General features: G+C 45.5%; 12 protein-coding genes. All 12 read right to left on the bottom strand.

Annotated elements, in window-relative coordinates:
- Positions 1 to 46: 46 nt before the first annotated feature.
- On the bottom strand, positions 47 to 2,203 hold the full coding sequence (gene pknB / locus BLV86_RS01725; RefSeq protein WP_090814918.1) for a Stk1 family PASTA domain-containing Ser/Thr kinase: 2,157 nt from the start codon (positions 2,201 to 2,203) through the stop codon (positions 47 to 49).
- Entirely contained in the window at positions 2,200 to 2,946 is a 747-nt protein-coding gene (locus tag BLV86_RS01720; protein ID WP_090814917.1) for a Stp1/IreP family PP2C-type Ser/Thr phosphatase, read from the bottom strand. Before BLV86_RS01720 ends, pknB begins: the two co-directional genes overlap by 4 nt.
- Before the next feature lie 3 nt (positions 2,947 to 2,949).
- Entirely contained in the window at positions 2,950 to 3,999 is a 1,050-nt protein-coding gene (rlmN, locus tag BLV86_RS01715) for a dual-specificity RNA methyltransferase RlmN (RefSeq protein ID WP_090814916.1), read from the bottom strand.
- A 72-nt stretch (positions 4,000 to 4,071) separates the two neighbouring features.
- Positions 4,072 to 5,388, bottom strand: coding sequence for a transcription antitermination factor NusB (locus BLV86_RS01710; RefSeq protein WP_090814915.1), 1,317 nt, complete (start codon positions 5,386 to 5,388; stop codon positions 4,072 to 4,074).
- A 7-nt stretch (positions 5,389 to 5,395) separates the two neighbouring features.
- On the bottom strand, positions 5,396 to 6,097 hold the full coding sequence (locus BLV86_RS01705; protein ID WP_031548527.1) for a zinc metallopeptidase: 702 nt from the start codon (positions 6,095 to 6,097) through the stop codon (positions 5,396 to 5,398).
- Between the two features lie 18 nt (positions 6,098 to 6,115).
- A complete protein-coding gene (fmt, locus tag BLV86_RS01700; protein WP_090814914.1) occupies positions 6,116 to 7,093 on the bottom strand; it encodes a methionyl-tRNA formyltransferase in 978 nt (325 codons plus the stop codon).
- 39 nt (positions 7,094 to 7,132) lie between these two features.
- Complete coding sequence (def, locus tag BLV86_RS01695) at positions 7,133 to 7,630, bottom strand: peptide deformylase (RefSeq protein WP_031548531.1); 498 nt, start codon at positions 7,628 to 7,630, stop codon at positions 7,133 to 7,135.
- A gap of 85 nt (positions 7,631 to 7,715) precedes the next feature.
- Positions 7,716 to 9,794, bottom strand: coding sequence for a replication restart helicase PriA (priA, locus tag BLV86_RS01690; protein WP_090814913.1), 2,079 nt, complete (start codon positions 9,792 to 9,794; stop codon positions 7,716 to 7,718).
- Positions 9,795 to 11,156: a UDP-N-acetylmuramoyl-tripeptide--D-alanyl-D-alanine ligase gene (locus BLV86_RS01685; RefSeq protein ID WP_090814912.1), complete on the bottom strand. Its 1,362-nt coding sequence runs from the start codon at positions 11,154 to 11,156 to the stop codon at positions 9,795 to 9,797. It abuts the gene before it with no gap.
- A gap of 108 nt (positions 11,157 to 11,264) precedes the next feature.
- Positions 11,265 to 12,758, bottom strand: coding sequence for a UDP-N-acetylmuramoyl-L-alanyl-D-glutamate--2,6-diaminopimelate ligase (locus BLV86_RS01680; protein ID WP_090815017.1), 1,494 nt, complete (start codon positions 12,756 to 12,758; stop codon positions 11,265 to 11,267).
- A gap of 95 nt (positions 12,759 to 12,853) precedes the next feature.
- A complete protein-coding gene (locus tag BLV86_RS01675; protein ID WP_031548538.1) occupies positions 12,854 to 14,521 on the bottom strand; it encodes a formate--tetrahydrofolate ligase in 1,668 nt (555 codons plus the stop codon).
- Between the two features lie 61 nt (positions 14,522 to 14,582).
- A complete protein-coding gene (locus BLV86_RS01670) occupies positions 14,583 to 17,543 on the bottom strand; it encodes an FtsK/SpoIIIE family DNA translocase (RefSeq protein ID WP_090814911.1) in 2,961 nt (986 codons plus the stop codon).
- Positions 17,544 to 17,553 lie beyond the last annotated feature (10 nt).

Raw genomic sequence — 17,553 nt, 5'->3', positions numbered from 1 at the left:
ACGTGACATCGAGTAGGGGTGCCTTCCCCCTACTCGATTAAGTAGCCTACTCCTCCGGGGAGAAAGCACATGCAAAGGAAGCAATGACAGTATCGGTGGAGGCATTAACAACTTCAACGACACCTGAAGGTATTCCTTCTTCACCCTTTATAGTCGGGAATACAACCTGAAGCTCTGTTCCGACGGCATAGGAACGGGCTTCCTGAAGAGTTCTGTAGTGCTCCTCTCCGTTCACATCCTGCATGAGTCTTATGGACACAAGCATGGTTTCACTTGATCCGGGTTCTGCACCTGATCCCAGGGAGACGGTTGTACTGATAGAACTATACCAGCCGTCATTGCCTGATGCTATCGTCTCAAGGTCTCCCGGTTCTACCGACTTGACACTGGCAATTCCGTTAGGTCCCGCCGAAACAGTAAAGCTTATGGTGGTGCCCTTTGGTACAGGAGTTCCTGCTGCTATGGACTGTCCGGTCACGATACCTTCTTCTGTAGTATTGTCCGGGAGATAGGAAATGTTTCCCGGTGTCAGTTCAAGAAGCGACAAGGTTGTCAGGGCATCTGTTTCTGTGTATTCTTTAAGATCCGGAACATTGACAACGTTCGCATTAAGTCCTCTTGAAACCACTATCTCAAGCGGTTCAGAACCTGATGAATCGGGTTTGTTTGTCCGGATCACATATCCTGCCGGAATTGTATCCGAGTATTCCTCAGTTACGCTGTACGGAATTTCGCGCTCCTTAAGGCGGGTCTCAATATCCTGAAATTTTGTCTCATTGAGAGAACTAAGGTCATATGGATTGTTTTTATTGTAAAAAACAATTGTCTGTGGACCTTTGGAAACAGTAACCTCTATGGTGCTTCCGGCAGTATAATCCCTGTCGGGATAGCTGATGATAACACCCTCATTATAGGTGTCAGAATATTCGGCACCGGATGATAATATCCTGATTCCGTATTCACTGAGTTCATCTTCCGCTTCATCTATTGTCAGACCGATTATGCCCTGAATACGTGTTTCAAGGGCGGAAATGGTAATGCTGACAGCAGTCGTTTCCTCGGTTTCTTCAGTCGTGGCAGCTGTTGTTTCCAAAGGAGTTGTGTCACGGGTGAAGAACTCAACTGCATTTTTTCCGATGATCAGAACAAGGATCAGTATTGCGATACCGCATATGATTGTAATGATGCGGGAAAGCATAATGTGATCTTTTATTATATTGTGATCATAAAGGAAACCCAGTATTCCGCTATATTGAGGCTGCTCTTTTGAACCTGACTGATCCTGCATGGACTTAAGTTCATCCAGCTCAGCAGGCGAAAGTATTCTTGTATCATCCAGATCCTCAGGAATGTTTCCCTTAAAGAAAGAACCACTGGGATCCTTAAGAGCTTTCCTGAGATCCTCACCGAGTTCTCCTATGTGCTGATAACGTTTGCCCGGGCGCTTCTGCATACACTTGAAGACTGCTATATCAAGTGCCGGATAAACTTCAGGAACAAGATCGCGAACTCTGGGAATCTTATTCTCCATGTGGGCAAATACCACGGCAACGGAGGTGCTTCCGTCATAAGGGACCTTACCTGTAAGCATTTCATATAATGTGCAGCCGAAGCTGTAGATATCAGATCTTTCATCAGCTTGTCCGGAACGTGCCTGTTCGGGAGAGATATAATGTACCGAGCCCATAACGGTTGTGTTTACCGTTTGCTGGGTGGCAGCTCTTGCTATACCGAAATCGGCGACTTTAACAGTGCCGTCATCGGATACAATCATATTCTGAGGCTTGATGTCACGGTGTACTATGCCGTTTTTGTGAGCCTGTTCGATACCTCCCACTACCTGAAGTGCCAAAGCGATGGCCTCCCTGGAGTTCATGGCTCCCTTTCTCTGGATATAAGTTTTTAATGTAATACCTTCCACAAGTTCCATCACAATATAGTGGAGCTTATCCTCGTGATTATCTACGATGTCATAAACTGCAACTATATTCGGATGATTGAGTTTCGCGGCAGCCTGAGCCTCATTTTGGAATTTCTTAATAAAATCTTCGTCTTCACAGTACTCTTCTTTCAGTACCTTGATGGCCACAGCACGTCCCATCTTCTTATCTGTGGCACGATAAACATAACTCATTCCGCCCTGACCGATGAGGGAGTCAATTTCGTATCTGTCATCAAGGAGCTGTCCTTCCTGAATCATCATGACTCTGCCTCCTCTCTGTAAGGGTCAACAAGTACGATGCCGATGTTGTCCTTACCACCGTTGATATTGGCTATATCGATCAATGCCTGAACCTTGTTTTCGACAGAATTCCGTTCACGGATGATGTTACGGATACTTTCATTGTCTGCCATGTTGCTGAGTCCGTCTGAACACATAAGAAAATAGTCTCCTTCAGACAGTTCAACTTCAAAAAAGTCGGCAGCTACACGGGGTTCGATACCCACTGCACGGGTTATGATATTTCTGGAATTAAGGTATTCCTGTGAACCACGGCGCATAAAACCACGTCTGACCATTTCTTCCACGTAGGAATGATCCCTGGTGATCTGCTTTATGGTATTTCCGTGGATGATATAAGCTCGGGAATCTCCGATGTTACTTACGGTGATGACATTATCATCAATAAATGCTGATACCAGAGTTGTGCCCATACCGCTATAGTTTTCATCTTCCATTGACAGTTTGTACAGACGTTCATTAACAGAGGAAATGGCATTCTGTATAAGCTGAACAGATGTAATGTCTTTTGGTGCTTCACTGATGTATTTTTTAAACTCTTCCACAGCAAAACGCGAGGCAAAATCACCTGCTTTATGACCTCCCATGCCGTCGGCAAGGAGGAAAAGATTAGGTAATGCCCCTACAGGCTTTGAAGTCGCAAAAACGTAATCCTGATTCATACGCCTTTTGCGGCCTTTGTCTGTTTTTGCATAAAAGTCCATCATCTACTCCTTAAATAGGTAATCTCTTCTTAATTGTCCGCAGGAACCGGAGATATCAGAGCCCATTTCCCTGCGTATGGTGGCTGCGATGCCGTTCTTTTCCAGGATATGCTGAAATGCTTCGATCTTGCTGCGGTCCGGACGTTTCCAGTCTCTTTCCTTAATGGGATTTACAGGAATGAGGTTCACATGACACTGGAGCCTGCCCTTCTGTTTCATGCCATGTATAAGGCGGACAAGCTGCTGCGCCTCGTTTTTGTTGTCATTGACACCTTCAACTACGGAATACTCAAATGTTACACGACGTCCGGTTTTTTCGAAATAATACTCTATAGCAGGCATTATCTCCGACAGAGAGTATTTATTGGCTATAGGCATAAGGGTTTTACGGGTTTCGTCATTTGGCGCATGAAGGCTCAGGGCCAGAGTGATTCCGTAATTTTCATCTGCGAGTTCCCTTATTCGTGGAACAATGCCGCAGGTGGATACGGTTATATTTCTGCGGGAAATATTGAGCCCGTTTTTATCTGAGATCATACGGATGAAACGGGTAAATTCTTCATAGTTGTCCAAAGGTTCTCCGGAACCCATGATGACAATATTGTCTACCCTTTCTCCGGTGTCTTTTTCCATCCGGTAAACCTGGCCGAGCATTTCACCGGATGTGAGATTTCGGGCAAGGCCATCCAGGGTTGAAGCACAGAATTTGCAGCCCATGCGGCAGCCTACCTGGCTGGAGATACATACTGAATTGCCATGCTGGTATTTCATCCAGACTGACTCGATCACATGACCGTCTTTCATGCGGTTTATGAATTTTTTGGTTTCATCGATCTGAGAGGTGAGAACCTCAACGGTCTCCGGCAGTGTGGCATAGTAGTCTTCTGAAAGTTTTTCCCGGAGAGACTTCGGGAGATTGGTCATTTCGTCGAAACCGTCAGCAAGCTTCACGTGAAGCCATTGATAAAGCTGTGTTGCGCGAAAGGACTTCTCCCCCATGCTTTCTATTAATTCTGTTAATTCCTTTATTTCAAAGTCTCGTATATTTTTCATTTTGATAAATCCGGTTATTTCTGTTCGGATGCTGGCGCTTTCCCGTGATTCCGGGTAAAAAACTCCGGTCTGTCAGACCTTCCTGAACACACAAAGGTAAAAGCCATCAGAAGGTTCCCCCGGAAGGAACTTCTTTTCCTTTTCTAAAGTGAATCCCGGAAGGGAAAGTATGAAATCCCTGTTGTCCTCATTCTCCTCTTTGCTGAGTGTGCAGGTAGAATATATAAGCTTTCCGCCGGGTTTAACATAGTTTATAACGGTTGTAAGGATCTCTCGTTGAAGTGACTGGAGTTCCTTTATGCTGTTTAATGAAGTATTGAAACGGATGTCCGGCTTTTTGCCCATGATTCCAAGTCCGGAACATGGAAGATCCGCCAGTACGATGTCTGCTTTTCCATTACCGGATTCGTCCAGAAGTGAAGGATCCTGTATTCTTGCGTCAAACACCTTTGCGGAAATATTTTCAAGGGAAAGCCTTTCAATGTTTTCGTTGATAAGTGTGATCTTATCTTCTGTAAGGTCTCTTGCGTCAACATGACCTGTTCCCTGAAGGAGCTCGGCTATATGACAGCTCTTTCCGCCGGGAGCGGCGCAAACGTCCACCACCAGATCTCCTGCATGAGGATCGGCTTCTATTCCGACCTGCTGTGAAGCATAGTCCTGGACAGTTATGTCGCCGCTCTTAAAGAGCTTTGTTTTTGAGATATTACCATCCATGATCTCAGAGTGTCCGTCCTTAAAACGTACATAGTTCTTTTTTGAACCCTTTAAAAACCAGTCAAGCATCTGCTCTGTGGTTTCTCTTCCGTACATTACCCTGAGATAATCATAAAGCCATAAAGGTGTGCTCAGTCGAATATAGGCAGGTGTCTTTCCGGTATGGGCGAGGTCAGCAAATATAGTTTCCTTTTCTCTTGATATGGTGCGGAGGACTCCATTAACAAAGCCTGACAGAAAGGATATTTTTTTGTCACTTTGTGATTTAATGAAGCTGACCGCCTCGTTAATAGCTGCACTGTCAGGGACTCTGTCCATATATAAAATCTGGTATGAGGACATACGAAGGACGGTCCTTATCAGAGGATCCATATTCTTGGTATGAGTTTTACTATGCCTGTTCAAAATGAAATCAATCTGGACGGTATACTCCAGAGTTCCCTCAACGAGACGTGTAATGAAATTGCGGTCGCGTTCTGTGAGATTGGTGTATTTTTGGAGCTGCTCTCTCAGAACGATATGGGAAAACAGTTTTTCCTCCAGGATTTTATTCAGGCTATAAATCGCAATAGACCGCGGTGTAACTGCGGTCTTTTCCTGAGGCTTTCCGGTGTGTGTATACGGGCGGGAAGTTTTATTAAAGTGTTTTTTAAATGGCTTTTTATTTTCCATAGACGTCCTATCTTCTTCGTCTTCCTCTTCCTTGTGTGAGTAAAACTAAACGTAAAAGCTGCAGAACTGAAGATGCGGCAGCCGCAACATAGGTTAATGCGGCAGCCTTGAGAACGGCCTTGATGCCGTTAAGCTCGTTGTCATTCACCATACCGTACTCTGCCAGAGTCTGAACAGCTCTTCTGGAAGCATCAAACTCCACGGGTAAAGTCAGAAGCTGGATAGATATGGCAACTGCAAAGGCGATTATGCCAATCTGTATAAGTGAAGTCATACTTATGATGAATCCGAATAATATCAGCGGAATAGACAGCTTAGAAGCAATGGCACATAAGGGAGAGATGGTTCTCGTAAGTACCAGTGGATAATAGCCTTTCGCATCCTGGATAGCGTGTCCGCACTCATGTGCAGCCACACCGATGGCAGCGATGGAGGTGCTGTTTATAGTTGACTGACTGAGATTCAGTACTTTCTGACTTGGTACATAGTTATCGGTGAGATTTCCGGCAATGCCCTGGACTCTGACATTGTTGATACCGTTTCTTTCGAGTATCATCTTTGCGGCCTGTGCTCCGGTAAGCCCGGAAAAAGCCTGTACATGTGAATACTTTTCAAAGGTTGATTGTACATTGTGGCTCGCGATCATGCTGAGAACCACACCTATCAAAACAAGGATATAAGTCGGGTCGTAAAACATTGGATAATACATAGTGATCACCTCCTGTTATTAAAAACGATAGCCCTTCAGAAAATCAGCGGCTGTCATACGTTTTTTGCCTTCAAGTTGAAGTTCATTGATTTTCAGGAAATCTTCTCCACAGACGGCAATGAGATTTTTCTTATGGTCTGTGAAAAGACGTCCCTCCGTAGATTTATCGGAATTCTCCGGAGTCCTGTCTGAAGTCAATACTGCTGCTTCTTCAAATGCTCCTGCATCAAAGTATTCTTTGGAAACAACATCTCCATCCCAGAGCTTCAGCTGCTTTCCGGAAAGGAAAGTGTAGGCTGATGGCCATGGGTTAAGTCCGCGGATCTTCCTCTCTATAGTTGCTGCCGGCCCGGACCAGTCGATGAGACCGAAGGACTTGGTGAACATGCCTACCTTAGTCGCAGCATCATGATCCTGGGGAGTGCGGGTAATGCTTCCGTCAGCAATCTTATCAAGGGTTTCTACAATGAGTTCACTACCGAGAACAGCCAGTTTATCAAAAAGACTTCCGCCGGTTTCCTTGGGATCCAGAGCTATTTTTCTGGTGAGAAGAATGTCACCTGTATCAAGCCCGGCATCCATCTGCATGGTGGTGACACCGGTCTCCCGATCGCCGTTAAGGACTGCCCACTGGATAGGTGCAGCTCCACGGTACTTTGGAAGCAGTGACGCATGAACATTGACGCAGCCATACTTTGGGATGTCGAGGATATCCTGTGGGAGTATCTGACCGAAGGCGGTTACAACTATAACATCCGGTGAGAGATCCTTTAGAAGCTTTCTGGCCTCCTCGTCATTTCGTATTTTTAAAGGTGTAATGACCGGGATCGAATGACTTTCTGCGGCGATTCTCACGTCACTTTTTTGCGCTTCTCCGTGGCGGCCTTTCGGACGGTCCGGCTGCGTCACCACAAGGCTTATCTCATGTCCTGCTTTGTATAATGCTTCCAGTGTGGAAACCGCAAAATCAGGTGTACCCATAAATATGACTTTCAAAAGACTACCTCCTAAGTATAAGCCGTTTTTTTGTTACATTTATTCTTCGTCCTCGTACTCTTCCAGATTCTCGTATGTTACATCCTCCAGTTCACCTTCGACCTTTTCGGTATAAAGGATTCCGTGGAGATGATCGTTCTCATGAGCCATGGCACGGGCAAGGAGACCCTCTGCATCAAACTCATATTCCTCCATGTTAATGTCATAGGCCTTTACATGTACCTTAAGAGGACGTGTTACAACACCTTCCTTACCCGGTACTGAAAGACATCCTTCCTCTCCGGTCTGGCACTCTTCTCCTATGGCGGTTACTGTAGGATTGATGCATACGTAACGTTTGCCATCTCCGATATCAACAACAAAAAGCTGGCGAAGTATACCAACCTGTGGAGCTGCGAGTCCGACACCATTGGCATCATACATGGTTTCAAACATATCCATGATAAGCTCCTTTGTACGGTCGGAAATATTTTTTAAAGGCTTGCATTCCTTTTCAAGGATTGGGTCGCCGATTACTCTGATTGTTCTTAAAGCCATTTTTTACTCCATTCTGAAAATATAGTTTCTTTATCACAGGCCGCGGGTCAGGTGGATTTAACCGTAAACCTCCGGCACATGGGATTTACTGAAGGTCATAGTTAAGCATAACAAATCCACGCTTGTCTTTTTCCCGGACAAGTGCAGTGAATCTGTCCCTTAACTGTATGATTATATCATGTCCGGGATGTTTAATATACACGATTTTTCGGTATATGTCATTCACCTTATATACGCTTGCCTCCAGGGGACCGATAAACTCTGCTTTTTTTTCGGAACACTCCGGCTTAAACAGCTCAGACACTGAACTGCTGATAAGTGAAAGCATTTCTTCGTCCTTCGATAAGAGCTGTATGGTCATGAGGTATTCCAAAGGCGGATATCCCATTAGTTTACGGAAGCCGATTTCTTTTTCGTAAAACAGCTTATAATTCTGAGTGAGTGTAAGAGCTATAGCGTAGTGATCCGGTTGATAGGTCTGGATAATGACATTACCGGGACCGCCTGCCCTGCCTGCTCTTCCCGCCGCCTGGGTGATGAGCTGAAAGGTTCTTTCGGAAGACCGGAAATCAGGTGCCGAAAGACTTAAATCTGCGGCTATGAGACCTACAAGGGTTACATCCGGGAAGTCGTGTCCCTTTACGATCATCTGGGTGCCTATAAGTATGTCTGCCTTATGATTCCTGAACTGTTCCAGCAGTCTTTCGTGACCGCCCTTGTTTTTGGTTGTGTCTGCGTCCATTCGGATCACAACGGCTTCGGGGAATGTCTTTTTCACAAGGCTTTCAAGTTTTTCGGTTCCGAAGCCAAAGGGTGCAAGATAAGGGCTTCCGCAGCCGGGGCATTTTTTCATAAGCGGTGTTTCATAACCGCAATAGTGGCATCGAAGTATCCCATCCCTGTGAAGAGTCAGGGAAACATCGCAGTGAGGGCATTTAATGGCTTTTCCGCAGCTTCTGCAGGATACAAAACTGCTGTATCCTCTCCGGTTCATGAAAAGCATGATCTGCTGATGGGCTGAAAGCTTTTCCTTCATGAGCTCATATAGTCTTTCTGAAAAGACACTGCGGTTTCCGTTTTCAAGTTCGGTTCGTAAGTCTATTATCTCGGTTTCGGCGAGATTTGAGCCCAGTCTTGCTCTTCTGTGAAGTTCAAGAAGAGTGATGCTTCCCTTCAGGGCTTCTGTGTATATATGTACAGAAGGGGTGGCGGAACCGTACAAAACGGGACATTGGCTCAATTTTGCTCTTTGCCAGGCAACCTCCCGGGTTTCGTATCTGGGCGCTGTTTCTGATTTGTAGGCACCTTCGTGCTCTTCGTCCATGATTATGATGCCAAGCCTGTCAAAGGGAGCGAATATGGCTGAACGGGGACCCACCAGTATGTCTACTTCCCCTTTCTCACATTTCATATACTGTTCGTAACGTTCTCCCATGCTCATGCGTGAATTCAGTATCGCCACACGGCCCTTAAATCTGGTAGAGACTCTTATAACAGTCTGGTATGTGAGGGAGATTTCAGGTATGAGCATGATGACTTTATAGCCGGACCTTATGACTTCCTCCATTACATGAAGGTATACTTCGGTTTTTCCTGAACCGGTTATTCCATGAAGAAGATACCGGGGTACATCCTTTGTGCAGGTGCCACTGAGACTTTCGGAGTCCGGGATGGATTCTTCAGCTGATTCCGCAGCGGATTCTGAAGTGTTCCGGCACTTCCTGAAGCCATCGATCACAGTATCGGCAGCGGCCTTTTGTTCGGGATTCAGCTCATGGTAATCATCCTTTTCATCCTGATACCTTAAAAGAGGATCTATACGGCGGGAATTCTTTCGTACGGCGCGTTTTACCGGAAGTACGGTTTTCAGACACTGGATAAGAGTTGTTCCGTATTCGGTTGACATCCAGGAGGCAAGACTTATGAGCTGTTCCTTAACGGATATCGCGTTACTCAGAACCTCTTTGATATCTTTCACCCGGGAGGGATCGTAATCCACGGTATCTGTAAGACCTATGACATAGCCTGTTTTTTGGGCATTAGAAACACCAAAGGGGATAGAAACTCTATCCCCGGCGTGTACCTTCATTCCTTCAGGTATTCGATATGTATAAGCTCTGTCCAGAGCTTCGTTTGTAATGTCTACTATGATCTTTGCGTACATTTATACAATATCCTGTTTAAAGGCTTTAACGATCTCAGTAAGCTTCATACTGTTGGAACCCTTGAAAAGTATCACATCCTGATCCTTTGCAATGGCTTGTATAGTATTTTTAAGCTCTGAAAAATCATTGAAATATTCTATGGTTGGCTTTTTTTCGGCTCTGTTCCTGATATCGCTGTCACCAAGTGAAATATCGGGGGCATCAAAGGCTGCGTTGATTCCGGAACCTATAGATGCGGCTTTTTCACCGTAAAGAAATACTACATCAATAGGAAGAGTAGCAAGGTATACACCGACCTCTCGGTGATAATCCAAAGTATTCTCTCCGAGTTCAAGCATATCTGCCAGAACTGCGATCTTCCGGTTTCCTTCAAGCTGTGATAAGGTGTCAAGACCTGCTTTCATGGAAACAGGTGATGCATTGTAAGCATCGTCGATGATTGTGACGCCGTCTTTGGTTTTAAAGGTTTCTCCGCGACCTGTGACTCCGGTGAAGGACATGAGTTTATCCTTTGCCCCTTCCGTATCTACGCCGGCAAATTCCGCTATATGCATGGCTGCCGAAGCATTCTGAAGCATGTGATCACCCTTGACGGAAAGTGTCAGAGGATAGTCATCCTTTGAGTATTGTCTTATGGTGAGACTGATATCCTTTGCTATTCCGAAGTCATGGATAATGTCCGGGGTGAGTTTGCTTAAAATAGGATCGTCCGCATTGACATAAAGGATACCACCATCAGGTGTACCGTCAAGGATATGAAGCTTCTCCCGGAGAATGTTCTCCTGGGTTTTAAGCTGCTCTATATGTGCGATACCTATATTGGTAATGACTGCGGCATCCACACAGGCGATCTGAGCGATTCTTGTCATCTCTCCCGGCTCGGACATTCCAAGCTCGATAACCGCAATATCTGCTCCTGAGCGGGCCATCTGGAACATTGTAATAGGAACTCCAACCTGGGAGTTTGCATTGCCGGCGGTCTGAAATACCTTTTTTCCGGCACTGAGTGCTGTGGCTATCATGGTTCTGGTGGTGGTTTTTCCTACGGAACCTGTTACACCTATAACCGTGCCATGGAACTTAAGGCGCTCCATATAACCTATCTCCTGAAGGGCTTCTTTTGTATCATTTACCTGATAAAACCTGACATCCGGATATTTTTCCTTCAGAGGGGAGATATCTCTCGAACTCAAAACGGCAACTGCACCGTTTTTTATGGCCATATCGATATAGTCATGTCCGTCACTGCGTTCGCCGATGATGGGAACGAACAATGCATGGTTCATTTGTTTTCGGGAGTCAAGTACTATCTCCTCTATGTCATCATCTGTAAAACCAAAACTTTTATCTGCGGTAATCATAAAGTGTCCTTCTTAGAATAGTTTATCGGGTTTGAGATACCCGGTTGTATATTTTTTAATGAATAATTTTCAATGATCATGCATGGAGACATGAATCTGTGCTTTTGATCAAAGGTTAAATTTTACGGCAGTCTCGGCTATAACCTCACGGTCAAGGAAATGTGTACGTACACCCTTTACCTCCTGATAGTCCTCATGGCCCTTTCCGATAACTGCTATCATGTCACCCGGCTCTGCATGAGTCATGGCATATTCAATGGCCTCTCTTCTGTCAGGGATCTCAACGTATTTGCCTCCTGCAGGAACCAATGTTGACTTAATATCATTGATGATGTCCTCCGTTTCTTCAAAACGGGAGTTGTCAGCAGTAAGAATGCTTAAGTCAGCATATTTGGCTGCAGCCTTGCCCATGCCGTAACGTCTGTCCTTTGCACGGTTTCCTCCGCAGCCAAAAAGGACAACAAGTCTTTTTGGAGCATATTCCCTGAGTGTGACCAGAAGGTTTTCCATGGCCATCTCATTGTGGGCATAGTCAACAAGTACCGACATATCTTTGTTTTTAAATGCCACTTCTGTTCTGCCGTCAACCTTTACGCGGCTTAGAGCATGAAGAATGGATTTCTTTTCAATGCCGGCAAGGGAAAGACAGGAAATGGCGGCCATAGCATTGGAAACATTATATTTTCCGGGCATGTCGAGGCGTACCGAAAGATCTGTGTGGCCCTGAACCTGGAACTCAACACCGACAAATTCATGGTCATTTATAGGCTTTATACCATCTGCTGTGAAATCAGCCGGTTTTTCCAGAGAATAGGTGTAAATCTTGCAAGGGGCATTTTCTATAAACTCCGTTGCGTAATCTGCATCAAGGTTTACGATGCCGGTTTTGGACTGCTTAAATATACAGCTCTTGAAGAATTTATATTCTTCGAAATCCTCATGTTCATTAGGGCCGATGTGATCGGGCTCAATGTTTGTGAATATGCCGAAATCAAAGGTGATGGCATCCACTCTGTGGAGCTTGAAGGCCTGCGAAGAAGCCTCCATAACCACATAACTGCATCCCTCATCCACCATATCCCTGAAATAATGCTGGAGGTCATAGGACTCAGGAGTAGTGTTTTTTGTAGGTATATGTTTTCCGCAATACTCCACACCGGTAGTTCCGATGCAGCCGGCTTTTTTACCGGCTGACTCCAGGATCTGATGTATCATATGTGCTGTTGTGGTTTTTCCCTTGGTGCCTGTAATGGCGATGACAGTAAGCTCCTCTGACGGATGACCGAAGCGGGCTGCACTGAGTTTTGCAAGGGCCTCTCTGGAATTTTCAACTTTAACTATAGTGATATCCTTATTGAGGGCGGTTTCATCGATACCGGCTTCGGAGAGATTCTCTTCCACTACAATTGCGATGCAACCTTTGGAGATTACATCAGGGATATACTTGTGGGAATCAACATTGGCACCCTTCATGCATACAAATACTGTCTTAGGTGCAGCTTTTCTGGAGTCGAATACTACCTCTTCTACAACGGATCCGGCCGGGTTTCCCTTTAAGGTATCAAAAGATATATCTGAAAGCCATTCTGCTAATTTAGCCATATAATTCATCTCTTTTCTTAAAACATTGGTTGTGATCAGGGGAACACCGGTTAGATGCACCCTGATCTTATATTTCATGAGTCGAATAAATATCCTCAGAACAATCCTACGATCTTTCCGTCAACCACGTCGATATCAAAGGCGGCCGGCTTTTTGGGAAGTCCCGGCATAGTCATGATATCTCCTGTGAGGCATACTATGAAACCTGCTCCGGCAGATACATAAGCCTCTCTCACGGTGATACGGAAGTTTGAAGGTCTGCCAAGCTTCTTTGGGTCATCACTGAGACTGTACTGGGTCTTTGCCATACATACAGGTACATTTCCGAAGCCGAGCTCTGTGAGTTTATCAAGAGCTTTCTTTGCCTTAGGCTCGAAATCCACACCGTCAGCGCCATAGATGTTGATGGCTACTGAATTGATCTTGTCATAAAGTGATTCTGAAAGATTCTGAACAGGTGCGAAATTGGATTCCTTAGTCTCCAGTGTCCTGATAACTGCATTGGCAAGTTCAACACCGCCCTTTCCGCCTTCGCCATGAACCTTGGAAAGAGCAAAATCAGCACCTTTGTTACGGCAGAAATCTTCTATGAAGTTAAGCTCTGCGTCTGTGTCGGATGCAAACTGATTTATGGCAACAACTACGGGAACGCCATAGGTCTGAAGGTTTTCTATATGCTTTTCGAGATTTACGATACCCTTTCTTAATGCATCGAGATTTTCTGTGGAAAGCTCTGCCTTCGGAACTCCGCCGTTATACTTAAGGGCTCTTACTGTTGCTACGAGAACAACGGCATCAGGTTTGAATCCTGCCATCTGGCACTTGATATCAAAAAATTTCTCTGCACCGAGATCTGCACCGAATCCGGCTTCAGTAACGGCGATATCACCGAGCTTAAGGGCAAAACGTGTTGCCTGTACGGAGTTGCAGCCGTGAGCAATATTGGCAAAAGGTCCGCCATGAACGATGGCCATATTGTGCTCAAGGGTCTGGATGATGTTTGGCTTTATGGCATCTTTAAGGAGTGCTGCCATTGAACCTGTGGCATGAAGCATATCGGCAGTCACAGGATTTCCGTCAACATCATAAGCAACTATTATACGTGCAAGACGGGCTTTGAGGTCATCCATGTCATCTGCAAGGCAGAGTATAGCCATTATCTCGGATGCAACGGTGATGACAAAGTGGTCTTCTCTTACTACGCCATCAGTCTTTCTTCCCATTCCGATGACAATGTTTCTGAGCTGACGGTCATTCATATCCTCGCAGCGCTTCCAGTTAATGCTCTTAAGGTCGATCCTGAGTTCGTTGCCCTGTTGGATATGATTGTCAAGAAGTGCGGCAAGAAGGTTGTTTGCACTGGTTATGGCATGGAAATCACCTGTAAAGTGAAGATTGAGATCCTCCATAGGAACCACCTGGGCATATCCGCCGCCGGCAGCTCCACCCTTTATACCGAAACAAGGTCCGAGTGAAGGCTCTCTCAAGGCTACTACTGCTTTTTTGCCAACATAGTTTAACGCGTCAGTTAGACCTATGGATGTTGTGGTCTTTCCTTCTCCGGCAGGTGTTGGATTGATGGCAGTAACCAGAACCAGTTTTCCGTTTGGACGGTCCTTTAATTTGTCCCAAAGTTCATTGCTGAGCTTTGCTTTGTACTTTCCGTATTGCTCGAGATCGTCTGCCTCAATTTGGTATCTGGCAGCGACGTCGGTAATACGTTCCATAACGGCTTCCTGTGCGATTTCGATATCAGACTTCATTTTGTACCTCTTTCTCCCTGGTATAAATCAGACAACAAAAATATCTTCAAAGGAATGTATCCTAAGAATTCAGAGCATTAAATTCATCAAGACTCATAAGAATCTTTCTGGGTTTTGTGCCTTCCTCAGGCCCAACCACATTGGCCTCTGCCAGCTGATCCATGATTCTTGCAGCACGGTTAAAGCCTATACGGAATTTCCGCTGAAGCATACCGATGGATGCTTTCTCGGATTCGATAATGAGCTGACCGGCTTCAAAGAAAAGATCATCCAGGTCACTCTGGGAACTGCCGGCACCGGCAGCACCGCCTCCTGACTGTACCTGAGCCTGAATGTCTTCGCTGTATTGTATGTCACCCATAGTCTTTTTGATGAAATCCGTAACGGCCCCGACTTCCTGGTCGGACACAAAGGCACCCTGAACACGAACCGGCTTGGGGATGCCCTGAGGGAAGAACAGCATATCTCCCTTTCCGAGAAGCTTTTCGGCACCATTCATATCAATGATGGTACGGGAATCGGTTCCGGAAGAAACTGCAAAAGCTATACGGCTAGGAACATTGGCCTTGATAAGACCGGTGATGACATCTACTGTAGGACGCTGGGTAGCGATAACCAGATGCATTCCGGCTGCACGGGCAAGCTGTGCTATACGACAGATGGAATCTTCCACCTCCTGACTTGATACCATCATAAGGTCGGCAAGCTCGTCGATGATGATTACAATCTGAGGCAGCTTTTCGGGCTTCTGATCCTCTGGAACCTCAGGGTCATTAATGACTCTTTCGATTTTCTCGTTGTAGCCCTTAAGGTCTCTTGATCCGCTTTCCGCAAACTTCTTATATCTGTCAGTCATTTCGGCTACGGCCCAGTTAAGGGCAGCTGCAGCCTTTTTAGGGTCAGTGACTACAGGAATAAGGAGGTGAGGGATGCCGTTGTATACACTTAACTCAACCACCTTGGGGTCTACCATGATCATCCGAAGCTCTTCAGGCTTGTACTTAAAAAGCATGGACATAATGAGGGTGTTGATACAAACCGATTTTCCCGAACCTGTGGATCCTGCGATCAGGAGGTGAGGCATCTTTGCTATATCGGTGACAATGGTCTTTCCGGCAATGTCTTTACCAACACCGAAGGCTATCCTTGACTTTGCATCCATGAACTCCTGGCTCCTGAAAACATCTCCCAGATAAACCATGGAACTATGTTTGTTCGGAACCTCGATTCCAACTGCGGATTTTCCGGGGATAGGAGCTTCTATACGGATGTCAACTGCTGCAAGTGCCATCTTGATATCATTGGTGAGGGAAACGATCTTTGAAACCTTGACACCGATCTCAGGCTGAAGCTCGTAACGAGTTACAGCCGGTCCCACTGAAATATTGGTGATCTTTACATTGATACCAAAGCTTTTCAAAGTCTCCTGAAGAACTACTGCGTTCTGACGGATTTCTTCCCTTGAGTCGGAGTCCTGTGCACCACCGCTCTTCAAAAGGCTGAGTGGTGGGATGATATAAGGCTTCGGAGGCTTTTTCTTTTTGATCTCCTGCTCTACTTTTGCGTTGTCAAGAGCAGTAGGAGTGTTTTCACGTTTCTCTCTTTCAAGCTGAGTCTCTATCTTTTTGGATACAGGCTCAACATCAGCATCTATTATCTGACCGTTTGAGGTGACGATACGTCTTCTGCCCTGTTCCATGTCGCCTCTTGAAATAGTGGCTTTACCGTCAGATGACATGGAGATGCCGTCGTCATCAAGGAAATTCTCCTGAGGATCTTTTTCGTCCATATTGTCAAAGGATGAAATATCATTTTCTGAGACATTATCTTCATATGCGGCTTCAGCTGTATTATCAATGTCGGAAAACTGAGAATAATCATTTGTATCCCGGGCAAAGGATGAGCTTTCATCATAAAGCTCATCAGTAACTTCTGTGACTTCTATGCCTGTAGAAGGTTCAACGGCACTGTGTGGAACCCGTACATCGTTAAACAGATTGTCTCTATATGAAGATGTTCCGGCGTCTGTGCCCTGAGAGGAAAGAGACGAAGCTTTGCTTTCCGGTTTTGCATGACGCTCGAAAGCTGCATCAAGTGCGGCATCTACCTCTGCAAAAGGTTCGGCATAAAGATCCGGTTCTGATACATGATTGGCATCTCGTGAAGGTGCTATGTCAAAATCGTAATTATGCACAGGAGCAGCATTGTTTGAAGCCAATGCCAAAGGTTCTTCAACCTGCATACCTGTATGGTTTATTACGTTTGTCGGGGATCCTAAGGCTACGGCAGGCGAATCATCTGTTCCCGTAAGGGCAAAGTCTATACGCTTCTGCGCAAGCTCACGCTGCTGTGCTTCCCTTGCAAGTCGTCTTTCTTCTCTCCGAATGCGGGCAGAGGTTGCAACATCGTTCCAGTTTTCTTTTGCTCTGTCTCTTGCCATAATAGCAGCTTTTCCTGATCCCTCTGCAAGTATCCTTGCAAGTGGTTTACCGGTAATATAAATAAGACAAATGAAACAAGCCACAAGAAGAATGAGTATAGCTCCAACCTTTCCTGTCACAGAATAAAGAACCATGGCGAGAGCACCGCCTATGGCTCCTCCTCCGGTGCCCTTTTCGGCACCCAGTTTATAAAAATCTGCAAGTCCCATTTGAGCAACTTCCCCGAAGGCAAGCTGCAGAAAAGCCGATATAAATATAAGCATGAAAAGAGCTGTTGTCATCCGGAATGTGGCATAAGGATTATCCAGATTGGAGAGTATAAAAACCACCACAAAGCTTAAAACTATAGGAAAAATAAATCCGACAATTCCAAAGAGACCAAGCTGAACACCTCTTAGGAAAGCTCCTATAGGTCCACAAAGTCCTAAATTGGATAAAAACAGAAATGCTGATATTGCAAATGTAATGATAATGGCGACTTCGTCACTCATCATCGGTGCGTCATATGTAGTTTTCTTTGAACGACTGCTTGTTGTCGTTCTTTTTTTTGCTTTATTTTTACTGCCTTTTGGTCTACCCATTTTACCCCAC

The organism is Oribacterium sp. KHPX15 (genome assembly GCF_900107835.1).
GTDB lineage: Bacteria > Bacillota > Clostridia > Lachnospirales > Lachnospiraceae > Oribacterium.
This window is presented reverse-complemented; position numbering and strand designations above follow the sequence as displayed.

Bases quoted from the DNA above. Each gene is read 5' to 3' on its own strand.
- rlmN (WP_090814916.1), bottom strand. From the start codon at position 3,999: ATGAAAAATATACGAGACTTTGAAATAAAGGAATTAACAGAATTAATA.
- BLV86_RS01670 (WP_090814911.1), bottom strand. From the start codon at position 17,543: ATGGGTAGACCAAAAGGCAGTAAAAATAAAGCAAAAAAAAGAACGACA.
- pknB (WP_090814918.1), bottom strand. From the start codon at position 2,203: ATGATGATTCAGGAAGGACAGCTCCTTGATGACAGATACGAAATTGAC.
- BLV86_RS01705 (WP_031548527.1), bottom strand. From the start codon at position 6,097: ATGTATTATCCAATGTTTTACGACCCGACTTATATCCTTGTTTTGATA.
- BLV86_RS01675 (WP_031548538.1), bottom strand. From the start codon at position 14,521: ATGAAGTCTGATATCGAAATCGCACAGGAAGCCGTTATGGAACGTATT.
- def (WP_031548531.1), bottom strand. From the start codon at position 7,630: ATGGCTTTAAGAACAATCAGAGTAATCGGCGACCCAATCCTTGAAAAG.
- priA (WP_090814913.1), bottom strand. From the start codon at position 9,794: ATGTACGCAAAGATCATAGTAGACATTACAAACGAAGCTCTGGACAGA.
- BLV86_RS01720 (WP_090814917.1), bottom strand. From the start codon at position 2,946: ATGGACTTTTATGCAAAAACAGACAAAGGCCGCAAAAGGCGTATGAAT.
- BLV86_RS01680 (WP_090815017.1), bottom strand. From the start codon at position 12,758: ATGGCTAAATTAGCAGAATGGCTTTCAGATATATCTTTTGATACCTTA.
- BLV86_RS01710 (WP_090814915.1), bottom strand. From the start codon at position 5,388: ATGGAAAATAAAAAGCCATTTAAAAAACACTTTAATAAAACTTCCCGC.
- BLV86_RS01685 (WP_090814912.1), bottom strand. From the start codon at position 11,156: ATGATTACCGCAGATAAAAGTTTTGGTTTTACAGATGATGACATAGAG.